Genomic DNA, 21084 nt, shown 5'->3' with positions numbered 1-21084 from the left:
ATTACTTCTCAATTACACCCATGATGTCGTCTTCACGCATCACAACTAGTTCTTTACCGTCGATTTTCACTTCGGTACCTGAGTATTTGCCGAACAGGACAATATCACCCACTTTTACTGCTAACGCACGAACATCACCGTTGTCTAGGATTTTACCAACACCCACAGCAATGATTTCACCACGCATTGGTTTTTCAGTGGCGCTATCTGGAATAACAATACCACCAGCTGTGGTACGTTCCTCTTCCATACGACGAACAACAACTCGATCGTGTAAAGGACGAATTTTCATGCTTCTATCTCCTGATTAATTAAACTTTAAAGTCAAATTGCAATGTCACTGAATGCCATATGGGGACAAGAAAATGAGTTTCAAGGGTTAAAATAAAAAAAATTTTAGTGTTTAATTTTATTCACACTCCATGATGTTCTGATATAGTTACATATATGTATTTTAAGCTCCGCATAATAAAGGTTTTCAGAATGAGAAAATGGTTTTTATTGTTATTTAGCTGCATAACTACATTTGCTCTACATGCAAACCCACTTCCGGCTGCTCAAGTATTTCATGTGAATGTAAACAAGGTTGATCCTAATACATTTGCGATTAATTTCCAGATAAAACCCCATTATTTTCTTTATAGCGACCGTATTAAATTAACCACGAAAAAGAATGGCACATTTCATTTAGGAACTCTGCGGTTCCCTCCCTCAGAGAAAAAAGTAGATAAATTAGGACATGAGTTTTCTGTCTACCGTAATCAAGTCTCTATTCCCGTTGGAATTTTAGGGAATAACCCGGGGGATGCTTTAATTGATTTACATTATCAGGGCTGTTCTGATGATGGCTTTTGCTATGCTCCTGAGACTAAGACAATTCAATTGTCCATAGACAACGATTTGGCTTTAACACAGGCGAATCTGGAGCAATCCCCAAATACCCAGTCCGCAGTTATTGAAGAATCACAAAATGATGGGGTGACTAAAATCTTTTTGAGCAACGATTGGTTATTAATTCTCTTCTCATTTTATGGCTTTGGCTTACTTTTATCGTTCACTCCATGCATTCTACCAATGGTTCCCGTTTTATCAGGAATTATCGTGGGGCATGGGAAAGAAATTACGACCAGGAAAGCATTTTTCCTCTCGTTAAGCTACGTGCTTAGTATGTCGATTACCTATTCAATCATTGGGGCTGTAGTAGCTTTGCTTGGAGCCAATCTACAAATTAGCATGCAATCACCTTGGGCTGTGGGAGTATTTAGCCTGATTTTTATTCTGTTAGCTATCTCCATGTTTGGATTTTATGAATTTAAACTACCTCATTCTTGGCAAGCGAAAATACACGGTTCCAGTAATCAAAGAGGCGGACACTATCTTGGGGCCGCAATTATGGGGTGTTTATCCACTCTAATTCTCTCACCTTGTGTTACTGCGCCACTCATTGGAGTATTAACTTATATTGCCCAATCTGGGAATGTTCTTCTAGGCTGTCTGACTTTATTTGTCTTAAGTTTGGGGATGGGTACACCTCTTTTACTCATCGGTACTTCTGCTGGTAAATGGTTACCTGAAACAGGCAACTGGATGAATACCATCAAGTCCCTGTTTGGCATTATTTTTATTGCCGTTGCAATTACCCTTATCGCTCGAATAGCTCCCCCATTGGTCAGCATGCTCTTATGGGCAAGTTTACTTATTTTTTCAGGGATTTATAGTGGTGCCCTGACCTACTCTGTAACTCATCGTGAAAAATTCAATCAAGGAATAGGACTCATTCTTCTCGGCTATGGGTTTTTGATTTTGGTTGGCGCCAGTATGGGAGCAACCAATCCCTTGCAACCCTTAACCATACAATCAGCAAGCGCTGCACCAATTAAAATACAACAGCAACAGAGCTTGAGTACAATAAAACAAGCGATAGCGGATGCTCATGGTAAACCGGTGATGCTTGATTTTTATGCTGATTGGTGCACCTCCTGTAAAGTAATGGAAGCGACTACATTTAAAGACCCTCAGGTACAAGAGGCCTTAGCGCGATTTGTTGTAATTAAAATAGATGTCACAGAAAATAATGCAGAAAATAAAGCTCTGCTTAGTTACTTTCATGTGGTGGCGCCACCAACTTTTATCTTTCTAGATGCCCAAGGAAAAGAGCTCAATCATCTCAAACTGGTTGGGGAAATTTCCGCAAATAAATTTTTAAAAACCTTAAATCAAATAGAATAACCTTAAGGACCTACCTTAATTTCAACAAATAAAAATGCATTATCTCAAAGTTATTTTGCCTCAAATTGGGTCCTTCTTTCCCGCTATCCTAAACGGATCTTTATCAAGTTTTTTGAACCCCTAATTAAAATTATTTTTTATTCAACTGCCCCCAATATAATGGAAAACATTGGTCATTATGGTTATTGCTTGATTTTGTGATTATTATTTGACCGTCTTTTTTTATGAACTATAGTTAAATAGGCAATAAGAAACCTGAAGGGCGAAAACTCCGTCTAAGGAATAGATTATGGATAATCAACTGGTTGTAAAAAAAGAAGTTTCTGCAGCAATTCCTTCAAAATATGGGGCTTTTGAGCTTTCATTATTTACGACAAATCAAGATGATAAAGAGCACCTTTTACTCACCTATGGTGCGGTACATAATGGAGATGATATTTTAGTTCGAATTCATTCGGAATGTATGACCGGCGATATTTTAGGCTCTTTACGCTGTGATTGTGGCGAGCAATTACAAATAAGCATGAGTCAAATTGCTATTGAGGGTCGCGGGATTATTATTTATCTTCGTCAAGAAGGACGAGGAATTGGATTAATTGATAAATTACGCACTTATAATTTGCAAGATCAAGGGAAAGATACAGTCGATGCGAATTTAGCATTAGGTCATGGCGGCGATGAGCGTACTTATGAAGTAGCGGCCCATATCTTAAAAGAATTACAAATTAAATCGCTTCGTTTACTTACCAACAATCCTAAAAAGATAGAAGCGCTCAATCAGTACCAATTAAATGTTACCTCCAGAGTCCCTATAAAAGGCTCTATTCATCCTCATAATGCATTTTATTTGTTGACTAAAAACCAAAAAATGGATCATGTATTTGAAGAAGAAGATCTTAAAGAGTTATATGAAAAATGCTCTTCTTTCTTAAAAAAGAAGAAACCGGTGGTGACCCTGGCTTATGCTCAAAGCTTAGATGGATCCATTTCATTTCACCGCAAAAAAAGACTTATGTTAAGTTCTCAAGAATCGCTGGTAATGACGCACAAATTACGCTCTGAAAATGATGCCATATTGGTTGGAGTCGGTACTATTATTGCAGATGACCCTCTTCTAACAGTGCGACATTATAAAGGAAACAATCCACAAGTTGTTATTTTAGACAGCAAACTGCGCATTCCTTTAACCGCACGAGTTTTGAAAAACGCTAAGCCGCCTATAATTTTCACTACCGATCAAGCTGATCCTGAAAAACAAAAATTACTTACTGAAATGAATGCCACGATCGTCCGAGTTGACGCAACAGATGAAGGCCGGACTGATTTAAGCAAAACTTTAGAGAAATTATTTATTTTGGGCATTAAAACAGTAATGGTTGAGGGTGGAAGAGGCATTATCACCAATTTTATTAATGAAGATCATGTCGATAAAGTAATCATCACAGTAGCTCCAATTTTTGTGGGCGGAGTCTCTGTACTATCGAGGGAAATAAAGGAAAGCTTAGGTTTTCCTCAATTAAAAAATGTACTTCAGTATAAGCTCGGGAAGGATATTATTATCATGGCTGACATTGAAAGGAATCTACCTTGAAAAATCATGTACTGTATTTTAATAAACCCAACCAAGTTTCTGTCTTGGAAGAATTGGTTCCCAGACCAAAAACAGATGAAGTATTAGTGCAAAATGTCATTTCGGGAATCAGTGCAGGGACGGAAATGCTTTTTTATCGGGGTTTAATGCCCACGGCTCTCTGCATGGATGCAAGCATTCCTTCATTAAGGCACAAACTGAATTATCCATTCAAATATGGTTATTGTTCTGTGGGTAAAGTCATTGAAACAGGCAATAAAAAATTAAACCATTTATTAAACCAATGGGTTTTCGTATTCAATCCGCATGAAAGTTATTTTTGTGCAAAGGAACACCACCTAATCCTGTTACCCGAGCATATATCGCCTTATGATGCTTTGTTCTTACCCAATATGGAAACAGCAATTAACTTAACATTAGATGGGGCTCCTCTAATTGGAGAAAATGTGCTTATTTTAGGACTAGGTGTTGTAGGCATTCTTACCACTGCCTTACTGCAACAATTCCCGTTAACTACTCTTCTAGGAATCGATTTATATGAAAAAAGAAGAAACTTATGCAGGGAGTTAGGAGCAGAACATGTCTTTGATGCATCCCAATCCGATCTTCATATGCAATTAAACCAATACCTGGAACAGGCACAACAGAGCACGATTGATCTTATTTATGAATTAACCGGTAATCCTGATGCACTCAACACGGCAATTGAGTTTGCAGCTTATGAAGGACGCATCGTTCTAGGGTCGTGGTATGGCAGAAAATCGTGCTCTATCGATTTAGGGGGTAGATTTCATCGAAATCGAATTAAAGTCATTGCCAGTCAGGTCAGTACTATTGCTTCTGAACTTCAAGGCAGATGGACTAAAGCGCGACGCTTTGACGTTGCATTTAAAATGTTGGAAAAAATAAAACCCTCTCGTTTTATTTCGCATAACATTCATATTACGGAGGCGGATGCAGCGTATCAATTATTAGCTTCTAATCCTAATGATACTCTATTTATCACTTTAACTTATGAGGTGTAATAATGCATTGTCTAATGTTAAGAAAGAATTTCATTGCCCAACACTTCTTAATTGGAAAAGACTTTGGGGCAGAAAATAAATGTCACTCTCACCACTATAGTTTTGAGCTGGAAATTGAAGATACAAAACTGGATTCATACAATTTTCTTATTGATATTGTTGAAGTCAAAGCACGTATTGAACAATTAATATCCTATTTCCAGGATAAAACATTAAATGAGCTTCCAGAGTTCAAAGAGCAAAATCCAAGTCTTGAACTTTTTTCTAAAATCCTCTGGCAAAAATTTAATACTTATTTTGACCTCCCTCCCAGCAGCCAAATTACAGTGCGATTATGGGAAGATGAGATTGCTCAAGCCAGCTATCGAGAAGCAAAATGCGCGTAGGATTAATCGTATATGGCCCCTTAAGTACCACTACAGGTGGCTATATTTATGATTTCAAGTTAATCGAATATTTACGTGCTCAAGGAGTAATCGTTAAGATTTTTTCACAGCAAAAAAAAGGTTTTTTGCGATTAATAAGGGATAACTTTTCGAAAACACTTCTAAATGAAGTAATTGAGTTTTCTCCTGATGTTCTTTTAGAAGATGAGATGAATTTCAGTTCGTTATTTATTCTGAATAAAAAACTAAAAAAAATGGGGAGTTTCCCCATTATAAGTATTGTGCATTTGTTACAGGCAAACGTCTTACACCATTTTTGGAATAAATGGATAACTAAAAAAATCGAAGGCCTATACCTTAAATCAGTCGATGGTTTTATCTTCAATAGCATTTCTACAGAACGCTCCATTTTCAAAATTATTGGAACACACAAAAATTCATTGATTGCTTATCCTGGGAAAGATCGGCTGCGATTGGATCCTAAAAAAAATAATATTAGGTTTAAATGCCAAAACAATAAATTCATGATTATTTTTGTTGGTAATTTATTATATAACAAAGGGTTGCATCTATTACTGCAGGCTTTATCAGAAATAGATTATAACTCTTGGCAATTATCCATCGTCGGTAATTTCTATTTTGATTTAAAATACACCCAAAAAATATTCACGATGATTCGCACTTTAAAATTGGAGGCAAATATCAAAATACATGGCTTACTGGATATTGAACAATTAAAAAAAGAACTGCTCTCAAAGCATGTATTGATTGTTCCTTCATATTTTGAAAGTTATGGAATTGTTTATACCGAAGCAATGGGAGCTGGTATTCCCGTTATTGCAAGCAACATTGGAGGAGTACCAGAAATTGTCAATGATACGATTAATGGGTTCCTAATCGAGCCAGGGGATAGCACCATGCTTCGAAATTACATTCTCAAATTAATTAAAAATCGAGACCTGCTAATCAACATGAGTTTTTCTTCTCTTTCTACTTATCAGAACTTCCCATCATGGAATGAAACCATGGCCAATGTATATGCATTTTTAAACCAAAATAACCAGCTAAGTACCACAATCAAAAAATCATTTAAATCAAAGAATCTTGTCGACAATAAGACGCATTAAGAGGTATAATTCGTTCACTTTTTTTACAGTTAGAGTTTTATGAATCATAAAGTAGGTTTTGTTAGCCTGGGTTGTCCCAAAGCATTGGTCGATTCAGAACGCATCATTACCCAGCTGCGTGCTCAAGGATATGAATTGGTATCCAGTTATCAAGATGCAGGTGTGGTAGTCATTAATACCTGTGGGTTTATTGATAGCGCGGTCAAAGAATCATTGGATACTATAAAAGAAGCAATGGCAGAAAATGGACGAGTTATTGTCACTGGTTGCTTAGGTGCTAAAGCAGAGATCATTAAAGAAGCATGTCCCGATGTCCTGCATATTAGCGGCGCACATGCCTATGAAGAGGTAATTAATGCAGTTCACCAGCACTTGCCTCCGCCTGCAGATCCATTCACACAACTTATTCCTCCTCAAGGAATTAAATTAACTCCTCGCCATTATGCCTACTTGAAAATATCTGAGGGATGCAATCAAAAATGTACTTTTTGCATTATTCCTACCATGCGTGGAAAATTACAAAGTTACCCAATGACCCAGGTTTTAACTGAAGCCCAAAAATTAAAAGACGCTGGTGTTAACGAAATCTTGGTGATTTCTCAAGATACAAGTGCATATGGGGTAGATACACGCTATCAACCAATCACCTGGAAAGACAAAACAATTAACACGCGCTTTTATGATTTGTGCGAACAATTAGGTGAGTTAGGCATTTGGATTCGCCTGCATTATGTTTATCCTTATCCGCATGTGGATGAGATTATTCCTTTGATGCGCGATGGATTGATTCTTCCCTATTTAGATATTCCATTACAACATGCTAATTCGCGAATACTTAAAGCGATGAAACGCCCAGCTAGTAGTGAAAATACCTTATTACGCATTGCTTCTTGGCGAGAAATTTGCCCTGATATTACACTGCGTTCGACCTTTATTGTTGGTTTTCCTGGGGAAACAGAAGAAGAATTTGAAGAACTGCTCGACTTTCTCGAAGAAGCACAGTTGGATAGAGTGGGTTGTTTCAAATACTCTCCGGTTGAAGGGGCCAAAGCGAATGAATTAAGTGACCCCGTTCCAGAAGAAATAAAAGAAGAACGCTATCATCGCTTCATGCAATTACAAGCAGAAATTAGCCGCAATAAGCTGGAAAATAAGATAGGTAGCGTCCAAACTGTATTAATTGATGAAGTAAATGAAGAGCAGATTATCGCACGCAGCCAAAGTGATGCCCCGGAAATTGATGGTCTTGTTATCCTACCACCAACTCCTGGTATTAAAGTGGGATCTTTTGCGGAGGTTATGATTACAGATAGTGATGATTACGACCTTTATGCCGAATTCAACAAATAGCTTGCGGTGAAGCATCACGATTCGTTATCCTGAGGAGTTTACAACGAAGGATCTCCTGATTTTACTCTCCCCTTCTTCTGGAGATCCCTCACTACATTCGGGATGACAAATAGTGGTTCGGTATGACATATCCTACCGCTATGCTCCACCCAGGTTACAGGGAGCGATTATAAATTTCTTTGCACATTGCCAATATCTCATCCTGCATGCTTTTATTCTTTACAGCGCCTGGACGCAGTAAATTTTGATGCAACAACTGATGGTGTTTCTTATATGCTTTTTTAAAAAAAGTATACTGCTCTTTACTTAAAGCACCCACTAAAAACAAATGATCTAATTGGCTCAAGGTATTGGTGTACCGAGCAGAAGAAGACTCCCCTAGATGAAGCATTAAAAACTGGACTAAAAACTCCAAATCCAACAAACCACCAGATATAGAATTTCGATCTTGATACTGTTCCATTTTGGATCTCATCGCCAATACATCTTGCAGCAAAGTAGGTTTATCTCGGGTCAATAACAATACCGATTTTTTCAATTGTAAAAAGGTGTGTCGGATCCTTGCATTCCCTGTCAAAACACGTGCTTTTAATAATGCTTGATGTTCCCAAGTCCATGCCTGATTTTTTTGATACGCCACAAAAGCATCTACATGACTCACCAACAACCCCGCGGCACCAGAAGGCCTAAGACGTGTATCTACTGTATAAAGCACTCCTGACTGGGAACGAGTAGTCAACATGTGCAAAATTTTTTGCGTTAAACGAGTAATCAATGCCTCTTCAGAGTGTTTTGCCGAATGTAAAAATACCAAATCCAAATCCGAGGCATAATTCATTTCGCGACTTCCTAACTTCCCGTAGGCAATAATTACAAAATGTGATTTTGCTTGTTCCATTTCCGGATGTCGTAAATACAATTGCTCGCTTGCGATTACTAAAACCTGATTTACAATCACTTGCGCCACATCAGACAAAAATTGCCCAATACGCACCGCATTACAGAAACCATAAAGTTCGGCACGGGCAGCCATTAACCAGTTGGTCAGTTTAAATTGACGCAATAGTTCTTCTTGCACTTCAACATCAGGATGATGAGCCAGTTTTTCTACTAATTGTCTTTGTAATTGATGCAAGGATTGAGGTCGCCATTCTTCTCCTTGATCCAACAATACTTCCAACAAGAAAGGTTGGTTCACTAATAAGGAAGTAATAAATGGACTTTGGGCAAACCAAAACAACAACTCGGTTAAAACCTGCGGATTCTCGGTTAATAAAGCAAGATATGCGCTACGCCCCACAATATTTTCCAGCAAGTGCATTACTTGTAATAAAACTTCATCCGTTTTTTCAACATGAGTCAGTTCAGCAAGCAACATAACCATAAATCGGTCCAGACGCATGCGTGCCCCTTGTGTTAACCGACGACAACGAGGGCTATGACGGAAGGAATGAATCATTTGATAGCAATGGGTTGCATCTACAAAACCTAAACTCGTTAACAAATTAATTGCCATACTTGTTTCAACATGTCCTTGCCAAAGACTGGCTAATTGATTCGCTAATAATCTTTTCTCATCTTCATAATCTTTCACTGTACCAAGTACTGAATGGAACGCATAACTGATAATCCGTTGATATTGATGTAATTTATTAATTAAATCCTCCCAAGAAAGATATCCCATAGCGAGAGTAATTTGTGTTTGTTTCACCAAATCTTCAGGCAATGAGTGCGTCTGTTGATCATTTAAACTCTGGAGGATGTTTTCGAGTTTACGTAAAAAAAGATAAGCTTGTTTTAAAGCATCGGTATGAGGTAATAATTTCTCCTGTTTTAACACAGCAAGTGCCGTCAAAGCATTTTGCTCTTGTAATTGCGGCAAGCGACCGCCACGTATTAACTGAAAATTCTGAATAACAAACTCTACTTCCCTAATCCCACCTCGGCCCCGTTTTATATCATCCAATCGTGGATTTAATTGGACTTCTCGCTCAATCATGGCCTTCATACTACGCAATGATTCAATGACACTAAAATCTACGTAGCGGCGATATACAAAAGGAACGATTAAACGCTCAAACCAGGGTTGGACTTCATCCACCTTCTCAGTAATTACCCGCGTCTTAACCATGGCATAACGTTCCCAATCACGACCTTGCTCTTGGTAATAAGTTTCCATTGCAGCCAAGCTGGAAACCAGTGGACCGCTATCTCCATTTGGTCGTAATCTTAAATCGACTCGAAATACGAATCCATCCGCAGTTACATTTTGTAATGTCTGCACAAGTTGTTGAACCAAGCGACTAAAATAATGCTGATTATCAATGCACTCCTCGCCGTCCGTTTCTCCTACAACCGTATAAGCAAAAATAAGATCCACATCAGAAGAGTAATTTAGTTCCCTCCCCCCTAACTTCCCCATTGCCAACGTATATAACTCAACTTCATTGCCAGCGTCATCACGCGGAATGCCATAACGTACTGACAATTCTTGTTTGCAGTAATCAATTGAATGCAAAATCAGCGCATCAGCGCAATCAGACCATGAACGCATAATCTGTTCTGTATTGGCAATACCGGATAGCTCAAGAAGAAGTAAGCGTAAAAATTGAGTATTACGAAATTGACGCAAGGCTCGCAAATAAGTGGCTTGAGGCAGATGGAAGGACACACTCTTCAAAGTATGAAAGTACTCTTCACGTGACAGCAAGGAACAGCACTCATCTTCCATAAGTAATGTTTTTAATAATTGAATCTGTCGCGATGCATAATCACTAATAAGAAGTAACTTGATGGCACTTTCACGCAAAGGGTGGTGCAAATCGGATAGATGTTTTTCAATGAACCATGTTTTTGCTTGTAATAACTCAGGAATTTCTATTTGCATAAATTTCTTATTTTTCATTCCCAAAATTAATACTCTCGTTATATTATAATCTATAAAAGTCAATAACAATTCTATAGATTCAAAATGATTCGATTAATTCTGATTACATTTATTTGTTTCTCTTCTTCGCTCTTTGCTGAGGGTGAACCTTTAAATGTAGGGATTGAAAGTTTTGATCCCCCATTCGTCATGCAAGGAAGTCATAATGAAGCCTATGGTTTCGATGTTGATATGATGAACAGTCTATGCAAAATCATGAATAGAAAATGTGCCTTTCATGTGATGCGTTTTGCTCAATTAATTGATGCCGTTGCGAACAAAAAACTAGATGCGGCGGTCAGTTCGATAACGATTACGAGCGATCGCGCTAAACAAGTCAATTTCAGTTTACCTTATCTACTCAGTTATTCACGGTTTTTAGAGAGAAAAACCCTTTCCAAAGAACCTTTTAACCTGGATTTGTTAAATACTAAAACAATAGGACTGGAATCGGGGACCGTATTTTTAGACCAACTTTCACAGATGGGAGTAAAAAATCCCAATATTAAGGAATATCCTGGCATTGAAGACCAACTCTCGGCATTAGGTAGAGGCGATGTAGATATTATTCTGCTGGATAATGCAACTGCTGTTTATTGGGCATCTAATTCTGGAGACACATTTAAATTAATAGGTCCACCATACATGTACGGTAATGGCTATGGTATAGCCATTAATCCAGCGGATCAAGACTTATTAACAAAACTAAACCAAGCCCTCGTCCAATTCCAAAATTCAGAGGATTTTAAAGTAAATTATAATAAATATCTGTTTGAATTCTAAGCGTACCGGTGAATAAGTACAACTTGAGAAGTTTATTTTCTTAATGTAGAAAGCCTGTTCTCAGGCTTCTTGAGAAAATCATATTAATGTAATGTTTGTCCTTGAGTAAGGCAACGTGTAATGACTTGTCGCGTTACAAAATCGCCCTGACTTACCCCATACATTGAATTAAAATGTTTTGCTAAAGTGACAACCCATTCGGATAAACGGAAACTCATTTTTTTTTCTGTTTGGTCCACAACAATTTCAAAAAGACCTAATGAGTCACTTTCACGTTCACTCGCATATTCTTCCATAATCACACGGGCAGCTTGCAAATCTCTGTCTCTGGTAGGCCAGTTTTGACTCATATTATTCTCCCTAAAAAGCATGATTAGGTCTCTGTAATCTTGCATTATCTTGAGATAATTTTCAAAAATTACAAGAGCAGAAATAGAGTCATATTGTCTCATATTTTGACCAAATTTTCAAGATGCAAGGAGGCTTATAATGGGCTTGTTGGGTTCGGTGAGCACAATAAAATACAACACTATTGATACAACATCGTAGAATGTTTTCTCAAGACAGCATATGATATAGTACTTATCCAAATTAAAAAAACTACTCCTATGGCTTATCATATTTTACCTTCGATTTTATCTGCGGATCTCACGTGTCTGGGCAATGAAGTAGAATCCGTAATGAATGCGGGAGCAGATTTTATTCATTTCGATGTCATGGATAATCATTATGTACCCAATTTAACATTTGGACCGGCATTCTGTGAGGCTTTTCTCAAACGTTTTCCGAAACTCCCCATCGATGTCCATCTAATGGTTGAACCTGTTGATGCACTCATTGAATCATTCGCAAAAGCAGGAGCAAAGCGAATTAGTATTCATCCAGATGCCACCATACACCTAGATCGCAGTTTAAATCTTATTAAAGATTTAGGATGTGAAGCAGGTCTTGTATTAAATCCATCAACACCCATTGAGGTTTTGAGCTGGTGCGCTTATAAACTCGACTTTGTCCTGATCATGACCGTAAATCCCGGCTTTGGGGGACAAAAGATGATTACTGAAATTATTGATAAAATCCCACAAATTCGCAAACTCTATCCTAAACTTGATCTGTGTGTCGATGGAGGAGTAACCATAGATAATATTGCTACGTTGGCGCGCGCGGGTGCAAACCAATTTGTAGCCGGTGCGGCGGTTTTCAAGAGCAAAAATTATAAAGAAACAATTGATGCCATGCGAAAAGAATTAGCAAATATTCAAGAAAATTAAATAAGAATAGTTATGAAAAAAGTTATTTTACTCATATGTGGACTTATTAGTTCCCAGGTTTGCCTTGCCCTCTCGGGGGAAGCCTACATGGAACGTTTTAATACCTATCTATCCTTTACCCAAAATCTTCCATCAGCTGCAACACCCAGCGCAACTTTTTTGGATTTTATTAATGGTACAACTCCTTTATCTACAAAATTGCGTGAAAAGTGGCTGTATGAATTGGCTAAAAATAGAGATTGGACTCACTTCAGTCAATATTATCAGCCCTCTAATGATTTGAACCTCGTTTGCTATGAACAAATTGCAAACTACAATACAGGCAAAGAACAAGAGGCATTAAAAGCATCTATTCCATTATGGCTAAGCGGTGATTCAAGACCTCCTTCTTGCAACAGTTTGTTTGATTTGCTTCTTAAAGATAATAACTTTGATCAAAATTTAATTACTCAACGAATTGACTTAGCTTTGGAGCAACGCAATATCCAATTAGCGCGTTATTTATTAAAACAATATAAAACACCTCATACAGCTGAGTTAAATAATTTAAATGCCGTTCATCAAAATCCAGAGAACATCATTAAGTTATCTCCGGGTGGATTAAATAGCAGCATCTACCTTTATGGTCTCAAGCGTATGGTTTCGATTAATATGATTAAAGCGCTTAAGTTATGGCAACAAAGCAAAACGCAAAAAATGCTGAATCCAGCTCAGCAACAAGCATTTTTAGCTCATATTGCCCTTTATAAAGCCATGCGCAATCATGAGGATGCCTTACAATGGTTCAATAAAGTGAAACCACAGTACTACAATGATGTATTATTGGATTGGCAAATCCGCTTTGCTTTAAAAAGAAAAAACTGGACACAAGTCACTGAATTAATTAATGATTCGAAACGTAAAGATGAGCCCTGTTGGCAATACTGGCTTGCACGTTCCTTAGAGGAGCAAGGAAAAACAGCAGAAGCGCGAGCAATCTATGAGCCTTTAGCAAAAAATAGACAGTATTATGGATTTCTGGCCAGCCTTCACCTTAATAAAAAGCCCAGTTTTAGCAATGAAATACCCACAACAAACTTGGATGTATTGAACCCCTATCAAACATTTATTGATCAAATCCAAGCCCTCTACATGAGCAAACAAACGCTTCAAGCATCACGCTTGCTCAATGATTTCATTAGTGAATTACCTAAAGATGAGGCAAGCGCATTAGTCTACTGGATCGATCAAAAATTGCAATGGCATGGTAAATCGGTCTATTTAAGTAATAATGAAACCTTAAATAATCAACTTTCATTAAGGTTTCCGTTAGCTTATAAAGACAGTATTTCACTGTACTCTAAAAAATATGCTGTTGCGCCAGAATTTATATACGCCATTATTCGTCAGGAAAGTGGCTTTAGAGATGATGCTACTTCTTCGGTAGGAGCTCGAGGTCTAATGCAAGTCATGCCTTATACCGCGAGAGTGGTCTCAAAAGCAGACAAGATTCCCTATAATGATCAAAAGCAGTTGTTTCTATCTCAAAAGAACATCAATATTGGAGTGGCTTATTTAAAACAGCTTGCAAAGCGATTCGGCAATCACCCTATACTCATTGCTGCAGCCTATAATGCTGGGCCAAAACAAGTTGTTTATTGGTTAAAAACCCACCCACCTAAAGAAATTGATGTGTGGATAGAGACCTTGCCCTGGCAAGAAACCCGTAATTATTTAAAAAATATTATGGCGTTTTATATCGTATATCAATATCGCTTAGGGCAAAAACCTAATCTGGGGAATTTTTTAGAACCATTATAACTGAGCCTGGCACAATGCAGCGGAATCTAGATCCTTTTGCAGTAATTCCGACTGTAACGCTTCCAATTTACCTTAAGTTTTCTTGGCAGCCATTGAGCCTCCGTGCTGCTACTCGATCGCAGCATCCAGGAAAAAGGAGCTTAGCGCCTCAAATCCTTGGATCCCGCGGAAAAGCCGCGGGACGTGGGTATTGGTTATAAGCCAAAAAAAACTTAAGGTGAATTGTAAGGTGTAATGAGGGCTCTCCCACTGGGACTCTATCTTATGATAGGAGCTCCCTCGTTACTCTCGGAATGATGTGCTCAAATGCACTTTCACGGCTACAATGCTAAATAACTAAACGAATAATAAATTCATAGTCTGGGTACACACAAATAGAACTTAGGTTATTCAAATTATCAGAAAAAGCCAAACCTCAGCCCATCCACGTATAAAGCTAATCGCACAAATTCTAGACTAATTGATCTATAATTATACAAGTTCAAGCAAAAAGCTAATTCAACTTATGCTTTAAGGGCGATGTCTTATGATCAAGGAAACCCGCGCTGTTTGTCTCTTGGGAATGACGTTTATTCTCATTGGCTGTGCTCCGACAGCTTATGTGGTTGGAACAACAAATCAACCCATCCAATATACTTATGCCCCTGGGTATAATCCGCCACAAGTTGCTTATCCAGACGTGCCCGTAGATGCTGATACATCTATAGACAGCCCTGAAGTTATCCAGCAAGAACAAGAAATCAATGCTATCAATGATGCTCTTGCTATAAAAGAAAAACAAGATGAAGCTGCACGACAACAAGCAATTCAGTTGCAACTGAATGCTTTGCCAACACTTCAGTACCAGAGAAATTAAATGATTTCTCATGTGGTTAATAATTTGTTTAAATAACTTGAAGAATTAGTCCAACTTTTTAAACGTACTTCAATCAAGAAGAAGTACGTTGTATTTTTTTAAAAATTAGATTTGGAAAGGAAAGCAAACAGCGAATCTGTTTGCTCATTTATAACTTGCAGAAGGCGCGCAAATATTAGCAATAAAATGTTCCTCCAAAATTTCATTGAAGAGCTCAATATCTTCCTTGGAAACTGTATCGTTATCCAATAACTCTAACATTCGTTCCAGTTCTTCGTTTTCGAATTTCGTAATCAAAGGAAGACTGATCAATCTTTGGACAACTGCATCTTGCTCTAATATATTATTGGGCTGACAGATTTTTTCAATATTCTTAACATTTAACATACCTGCTAGTTGTAAATGTTTCATGAAATGAAATGCCCCAACACCTAACTTGCTTACCATGGATAAATCATCAGCACTATCAAGATCGACGAGTGATGCCTGGTGTAATAATAAAATATTTTTCGCAAAAACATTAGCATTTTGAGGGTTGTTCTCAACCAGCTCAAAATAGCTACACAAAGGGTAATGTTCTGCTACAAGCTTTTTAGCCCCTTCATAAATTTTGCTGATATATTTTTCTTGTCTTAAAAAAATGTCAATTGCATTAGTATAGTAGCTATCATTTTCCAGCATTAAATTTAGCAAATCGAGCGTAGCACCCATATGCTTTTTAGAAATTGAACTAGCCCAAAGTCTCTCGACAAGACTTTCAACATTGTAGGCATGTTCTTGAAGATTAATAAGCAATCGGGAAATTTCAAGAGATTGTTCTGGATAATCAAGCAGCAATTCAAAAGTAGCTAAATCAAGTACACGTTGTTGATGTAATTCGCGCGCACTTTGGGCTACGTTTGCATCAAATCGCGAAGCTTCAAATAAACGGTCTAATGAAATTGCTTGGGAATCAATATCTAATTCTTTTATCAATCCTAACAAATTGACGGCCCCACCGACACAGCTAATATTGTTGGAAATAATTAACTCAAGCTCACTAGTCATTGGAATTTTGACTGCTTTCAGCATCTTGAATAATGAAATTAGACGGTTACCATAATCAGGGTGGTCTGAAAGAAGTCTTATCATGCGCTCATCCACTCCCAAATTTAACCTTTTTAAACGGTTAACAAATTCAGTGGTTGACGCTGATGCTTTTGAATCGTTGGATAAAGCTTGCATCATCGATTGAGTGCTGTTATTTTCCACTGGCCCAGAATCTTGGCAATTAGTAGTGTCAGCCATAACTGTCCTTAAATTGTTCTCTAAGGCCAAAATATAACACAAAATGACAGCACTAAGCAAAAAATTTCATTATTTAGAGATTTGGTTTACTGCTGAATTGATGTTTTTGGATCATATCAATGAATTCATCTAAATAAATATCTGCACTTGTTTCTTTAGTAATTAAAGACAACATTTTTTCTAATTCTTCTCTATGGAATTCCTCAAATAAAGGAAGACTGGTAAACAATTCAATAACTTCAGGATGGGTAAGAATAGGATTGCTATATCGACAAACCTTTTTATAATTTTCAGCATCTAACATATCTGCTTGCTGCAAATGGGTCAAAAAATGAAACTCCCCTATTCCTAATTTGCTTGCTATTAATACATCTTCTGTTTTTTGATAATCAATTAATGATGCGTGATTTAATAACAAAATAATATTGGCAAGAATATTGGCATTTTTTGGATTCTTCTCAATAACCTCGAAATAACTTGGTGCAAGTTTCTCTTGCGCAACAAGCTTTTTAGCGCCCTCATAAATTTTATGTATATATTCTTGTTGCCTTAAAAAAATATCGAAACATTCAAAATAATAGAGGTTTTTACTTAAAAGCATCGTAAAGAGCTCGATTACTGTACTCATATTTTTGACGGAAAATTGATGGAGCTTTTTAATGATCTCCGCCGTTGGATAAGCGTGTTTTTGAAAATTAACGATTAAATCAGCAATTAATAAAGAGTCCTGAGGATAGGCGAACATAAGATTCAAACTTGCTAAATCAAGTGAATCATGAGTTTTCAGAATTTGCATCCCTTGTTTTAGAGTTGTTTCAGATTTTGCACTCGCCAATAAACGTTCTAGAGAAATAAATGCAGGATCGACCCCTTCTTCGTGCATAAATTCTAACAAGTCAACCACGGCTCCAGCATAAGCCACATTACTTGCAATGGCATTATGAAGCGTATCATTCAATTCAATCTTATATTTCTTTAATATACTGAATAAGGAAGTGAGACGATTGAGGTATTGGGGGTTCTCTTCAAGAGTTTTCATCATTCGAGCTTCAGGTTCTAGACCTAAATTAAATAGACGATTATTAATTTTATTTTGTGTTCCACCATTGAATTTAAGATATGCCATTTGCCGCCCTCGCTCTTACTATCCTGTGTTCATCTTATCTTTTTTTCTCAAACAAAAGACCAATAAAATTTATTGTGACCAAAAAAAGAGTCATCTAGCCACAAATATTAACAAAGAAAAGAAATTTAAAATACAATAAATAATAAAAATACAAATCCATCTTTTCTTCACTGTCATTGTATTATTAATTATACCCCCAAATGAACAATTTATTTTCAATGGAATCACTTAATAGTCACTTAATGTTTTTTTTGTATAATCCCTTCTATTAGGTAAATTGTGACCCACATTATCAAATAAGACTCACAATGACCTAACTTAAACTAATGTAAAAAAAGCATTCTTAAGGGGAGAATCATATGGGCGCAGAAAGTAAAATTGTTGGAAAACAAATTGACGATCTTAAAGATTACACCGATACCGTTGCAGCCGTTCACTTATTAAAAGAAGTTGTTACAAATGGAGCAGTAATTACAGTAGGCTCAGCGAAGAAACTTATTGATGTAGAAAACTCAAAGAAAGAACCAAAAATTGGAAATATCGTTAAAGCGATTTTAGCACAAGCAGGCAAACCCGGAGAGTCAAAAAGTCAATGGGTAGAAGAAGACAGCAAGTTACATCTTGAAGCCGCAATTACTATTGGTGGCGCTGTTTATACTGTTGATATGATTTATGATGGGCTCCATGACGATAAACAAGAATATACTGTAAATATCACCAGTAAATTAAATGCAGAAGTTAGCCGAGGAAAATTATTTTTTGACCCAACTCAGGCCGCATCTGTTAAATTAATTTACGACAAAGAAGGCGATCTTCATGCGGTAACTAAGAAAGGGCTATCCGTAGAAACCAAATCGTTTATTCCACATGCTTATCAAACTGAAATATTAGCCAAATTTTGCAACAGTCTGAAAAAAGGGGAAGAACAACGGCTCGCAGTTATGGGAACAGGTTCAGGTAAAAGTATTGTTATGGCAGGTATTGCTCAAGCTGTTGGACGCACAGTCATGATTGTTCCGGATAAAACCTTGGTTGATCAACAATCACTTGAAACACAAAAGATGCTTGGAGCAGGTGTCGTCAACGGTAATACGCATACGCCTAACGTTTTCACTTTAGAAACTCTTAAACGAAATGTCGACGTTGATTGGGATAGTCCGTTGACCGAATTGGATATTCAATCAATCAAAGAATATTTCGCAAAAGTGATTGCCGATGATTCTTCCGTGGAGCATTTTGATCAAATAATTTTACAGGCCGAGCATCCTTTATTCAAGTTTATTGCCGGTGAAATTAAAGATTCCATGGTGTTAATCGATGAAAGTCATCGTCATACATTTAATGAGGAAGATGCTCAAATTTTGCAAGGGTTAAAGGAACGCAATTCAATTCTTGCATTAACAGCGACACCGACTTCCAAATTGTATGATCTTTTCTCAGGCGAGCCTTTGGATGATTTAAGTCTTGGAGCTGCAATTGAGTTAGGAACCATTCGTCCAATTCATCCCGAAGTAGCTTATTTAGCAGAGAAAGATTTAGTTACCGAAGCGGTACTCCATTACTTTGATGATTATTATCTCACAGAAGGAATGAATGGTTATACTGATCCTGTTGAATTAAAAGAACAGATCAAGAAAAAGCATACAGGAATTGGAGATAATCTTGCTGAAGAAATGGCTATAGAGCAAGCGTTGGAAATGAACCGTATCCGTTGTCAACGCAATATGGCCTTTTCTGATGACAAAGCAACTCGTGAGAAAGTAGCTGCAACGTATCAGAAAATTGCAAACGGAGATGGAGCTACCATTGAACAATACCAAGCTAAAGTTGCTGAACTCAGAAGAGATTCTGAAATTGAAGCTAAACTGCAATTGGCTAAAAAATTCAATGGCGCGATTGCCAAGACAACAATAGAACAAGGAGTCCCTGTACGCGCAGTGGATTTAAAAATGGATATCGATAAAGAACAGCAAAAAGATATTCAAAGAACAATCAATAGCTTTGCACTTGCCCTTGTCTTTAATGAAAAGCCTACAGATCTTGCGGAGAAGGACCGAACTCATAAACTGGAAGAATATGTAAAAGACTGGGATCAACATATTGTGAAATATAAGATAAAAAATGACGATATCCATGAGATGTTTTTATCTAAGCTGCAAGGGTGTGAAGGAAAAAGCAGAATAAAATTAAATGAAGCGCTGAGCAAACTGGGAGCACCCATTTCCAAATTACCAGCAGAACAAAAGGATGCCATTACCAAATTGATTTTGGATAGAGCAGAAGAAATAGTGGCTAACATCAAAACCTCACAACCTATAGCGGATATTGTGGCTAAAGCTGCTCCAGTTGACTTAAAGGCATTAAAAGCAACTGAGAATTATGCCAGTGCCATTGATATGGGTACAAAGCAATCTTCAATTGATGACCAACTGGCTCAGATTGAAGTAGGTCTAAGAACGCATATCGTAGCGGACCAGGTCATTGCAACAGGAGTAAGTATCAGAGATATCTTAAACGTGCAAATTATAAATACTAATTCGCCAGTTATTGAATCTGATATAAATGTGATTAACGGAATTCTTTCAGGACCGCAGGCAACGGGTCGTTGTGTAAGAAACAAAGACGTTTCAGCTCGCGCTCAACAATACATTGATCAACGATATGAAGGTAAAGGTCTAATTCTTACTGTAGAAGAGATCATTCATCCTAAAGATTCGGCAGCAAAAACAAGAACAGTGATGTTGAACCGAGAAAAACAGGCAAAATTAGAAGAACAAGCCATTATTCGGATACAAAGTGTAGTAAGAGGCTATCAAGCTTCTAGGCTGTTTCAACAATATAAACCGTTACCTCAGGATATTGAGAAACTCAAGGAAGACTTGGATATAGCCAAAGGCACATTTAATGATACGCAAAAGGCCTTAGAAATCAAAGGAAAAATAAAAGACAAGCTCGTAGAGTTTGTTGAGGCAGAAAAAGAGTTATCACTTATTCCCGGAAGAAAAGTAGGAGGTAGTCTTCCACCGGAATTTGGTAGAAACCCATATTTCTATCTTCAGTGGGTAAGAGAAACTCTTTTGAGACCAACACTGGGAGTAGAAGAAGGTAAGACGTCGAAAGAGGCGATCGAGGGAATAGAACAACACATAGACGTAATAGACAAGGAAATAGAACAACTAAAAGTTAAGAATAGTGAGCTTGAAAAACTAATCCAACAAGGAAGCTTGTCATTGAAAAAAATGCAAGAAACAGCAGCGCAGTTGGAAGACAAACTTGGAATAAAACAAGAGATCACTTATTAATTAATGTTCTTTTACTTGATTAAAC

Annotated in this window: 16 protein-coding genes; 11 read left to right on the top strand and 5 right to left on the bottom strand. The window is 37.3% G+C overall.

The features are described 5' to 3' along the window. Window position 1 precedes the first annotated feature (1 nt). Window positions 2–292 (bottom strand): co-chaperone GroES, encoded by a 291-nt coding sequence (gene groES / locus ACWTEW_RS03020; RefSeq protein ID WP_454780283.1) that lies wholly within the window; start codon window positions 290–292, stop codon window positions 2–4. Between the two features lie 191 nt (window positions 293–483). On the opposite strand from groES, the gene dsbD reads away from it, so the two are divergent. The 6 genes from dsbD to rimO all read left to right on the top strand — a co-directional run bounded on the left by dsbD (window position 484) and on the right by rimO (window position 7708). Beyond that, window positions 484–2229: a protein-disulfide reductase DsbD gene (dsbD, locus tag ACWTEW_RS03015; protein WP_454780282.1), complete on the top strand. Its 1746-nt coding sequence runs from the start codon at window positions 484–486 to the stop codon at window positions 2227–2229. A 289-nt stretch (window positions 2230–2518) separates the two neighbouring features. Beyond that, window positions 2519–3820 (top strand): GTP cyclohydrolase II, encoded by a 1302-nt coding sequence (ribA, locus tag ACWTEW_RS03010; RefSeq protein WP_454780281.1) that lies wholly within the window; start codon window positions 2519–2521, stop codon window positions 3818–3820. Continuing rightward, window positions 3817–4845 carry a zinc-dependent alcohol dehydrogenase gene (locus ACWTEW_RS03005; protein WP_454780280.1) on the top strand — a complete coding sequence of 343 codons (1029 nt, stop codon included), beginning with the start codon at window positions 3817–3819 and terminating at the stop codon, window positions 4843–4845. The genes ribA and ACWTEW_RS03005 overlap by 4 nt, the downstream gene beginning before the upstream one ends. Window positions 4846–4859: 14 nt before the next feature. Continuing rightward, window positions 4860–5231 (top strand): 6-pyruvoyl trahydropterin synthase family protein, encoded by a 372-nt coding sequence (locus ACWTEW_RS03000; RefSeq protein ID WP_483099556.1) that lies wholly within the window; start codon window positions 4860–4862, stop codon window positions 5229–5231. Beyond that, the gene (locus ACWTEW_RS02995) at window positions 5222–6358 is read left to right on the top strand and encodes a glycosyltransferase family 4 protein (RefSeq protein WP_454780278.1); all 1137 of its coding nucleotides are present in this window, start codon (window positions 5222–5224) and stop codon (window positions 6356–6358) included. The genes ACWTEW_RS03000 and ACWTEW_RS02995 overlap by 10 nt, the downstream gene beginning before the upstream one ends. Before the next feature lie 39 nt (window positions 6359–6397). Next, window positions 6398–7708, top strand: coding sequence for a 30S ribosomal protein S12 methylthiotransferase RimO (rimO, locus tag ACWTEW_RS02990; RefSeq protein ID WP_454780277.1), 1311 nt, complete (start codon window positions 6398–6400; stop codon window positions 7706–7708). Window positions 7709–7862: 154 nt separating this feature from the next. On the opposite strand, the gene glnE is transcribed toward rimO, so the two are convergent. Then, window positions 7863–10595 (bottom strand): bifunctional [glutamate--ammonia ligase]-adenylyl-L-tyrosine phosphorylase/[glutamate--ammonia-ligase] adenylyltransferase, encoded by a 2733-nt coding sequence (gene glnE, locus ACWTEW_RS02985; RefSeq protein WP_454780276.1) that lies wholly within the window; start codon window positions 10593–10595, stop codon window positions 7863–7865. A gap of 84 nt (window positions 10596–10679) precedes the next feature. Here glnE and ACWTEW_RS02980 point away from each other — a divergent pair, with 84 nt between their 5' ends. Next, on the top strand, window positions 10680–11417 hold the full coding sequence (locus ACWTEW_RS02980) for a transporter substrate-binding domain-containing protein (RefSeq protein ID WP_454780275.1): 738 nt from the start codon (window positions 10680–10682) through the stop codon (window positions 11415–11417). A gap of 83 nt (window positions 11418–11500) precedes the next feature. Here ACWTEW_RS02980 and ACWTEW_RS02975 read toward each other — a convergent pair whose 3' ends face one another. After that, on the bottom strand, window positions 11501–11767 hold the full coding sequence (locus ACWTEW_RS02975; RefSeq protein ID WP_454780274.1) for a hypothetical protein: 267 nt from the start codon (window positions 11765–11767) through the stop codon (window positions 11501–11503). A gap of 258 nt (window positions 11768–12025) precedes the next feature. Here ACWTEW_RS02975 and rpe point away from each other — a divergent pair, with 258 nt between their 5' ends. The 3 genes from rpe (at window position 12026) to ACWTEW_RS02960 (ending at window position 15344) form a co-directional block, all read left to right on the top strand. Beyond that, window positions 12026–12688 carry a ribulose-phosphate 3-epimerase gene (gene rpe / locus ACWTEW_RS02970; protein ID WP_454780273.1) on the top strand — a complete coding sequence of 221 codons (663 nt, stop codon included), beginning with the start codon at window positions 12026–12028 and terminating at the stop codon, window positions 12686–12688. 12 nt (window positions 12689–12700) lie between these two features. Next, entirely contained in the window at window positions 12701–14488 is a 1788-nt protein-coding gene (locus ACWTEW_RS02965) for a transglycosylase SLT domain-containing protein (RefSeq protein WP_454780272.1), read from the top strand. Between the two features lie 526 nt (window positions 14489–15014). Further along, entirely contained in the window at window positions 15015–15344 is a 330-nt protein-coding gene (locus ACWTEW_RS02960) for a hypothetical protein (protein ID WP_454780271.1), read from the top strand. A gap of 144 nt (window positions 15345–15488) precedes the next feature. Here ACWTEW_RS02960 and ACWTEW_RS02955 read toward each other — a convergent pair whose 3' ends face one another. Together ACWTEW_RS02955 and ACWTEW_RS02950 are read right to left on the bottom strand one after the other, a co-directional pair. Beyond that, entirely contained in the window at window positions 15489–16631 is a 1143-nt protein-coding gene (locus ACWTEW_RS02955) for a hypothetical protein (protein ID WP_454780270.1), read from the bottom strand. Window positions 16632–16704: 73 nt separating this feature from the next. Next, complete coding sequence (locus ACWTEW_RS02950; protein ID WP_454780269.1) at window positions 16705–17757, bottom strand: hypothetical protein; 1053 nt, start codon at window positions 17755–17757, stop codon at window positions 16705–16707. Between the two features lie 359 nt (window positions 17758–18116). Here ACWTEW_RS02950 and ACWTEW_RS02945 point away from each other — a divergent pair, with 359 nt between their 5' ends. Continuing rightward, complete coding sequence (locus ACWTEW_RS02945) at window positions 18117–21059, top strand: DEAD/DEAH box helicase family protein (protein WP_454780268.1); 2943 nt, start codon at window positions 18117–18119, stop codon at window positions 21057–21059. The last annotated feature ends 25 nt before the right edge of the window (window positions 21060–21084 follow it).

This window comes from Legionella stuttgartensis, from assembly GCF_977063405.2.
This window is presented reverse-complemented; position numbering and strand designations above follow the sequence as displayed.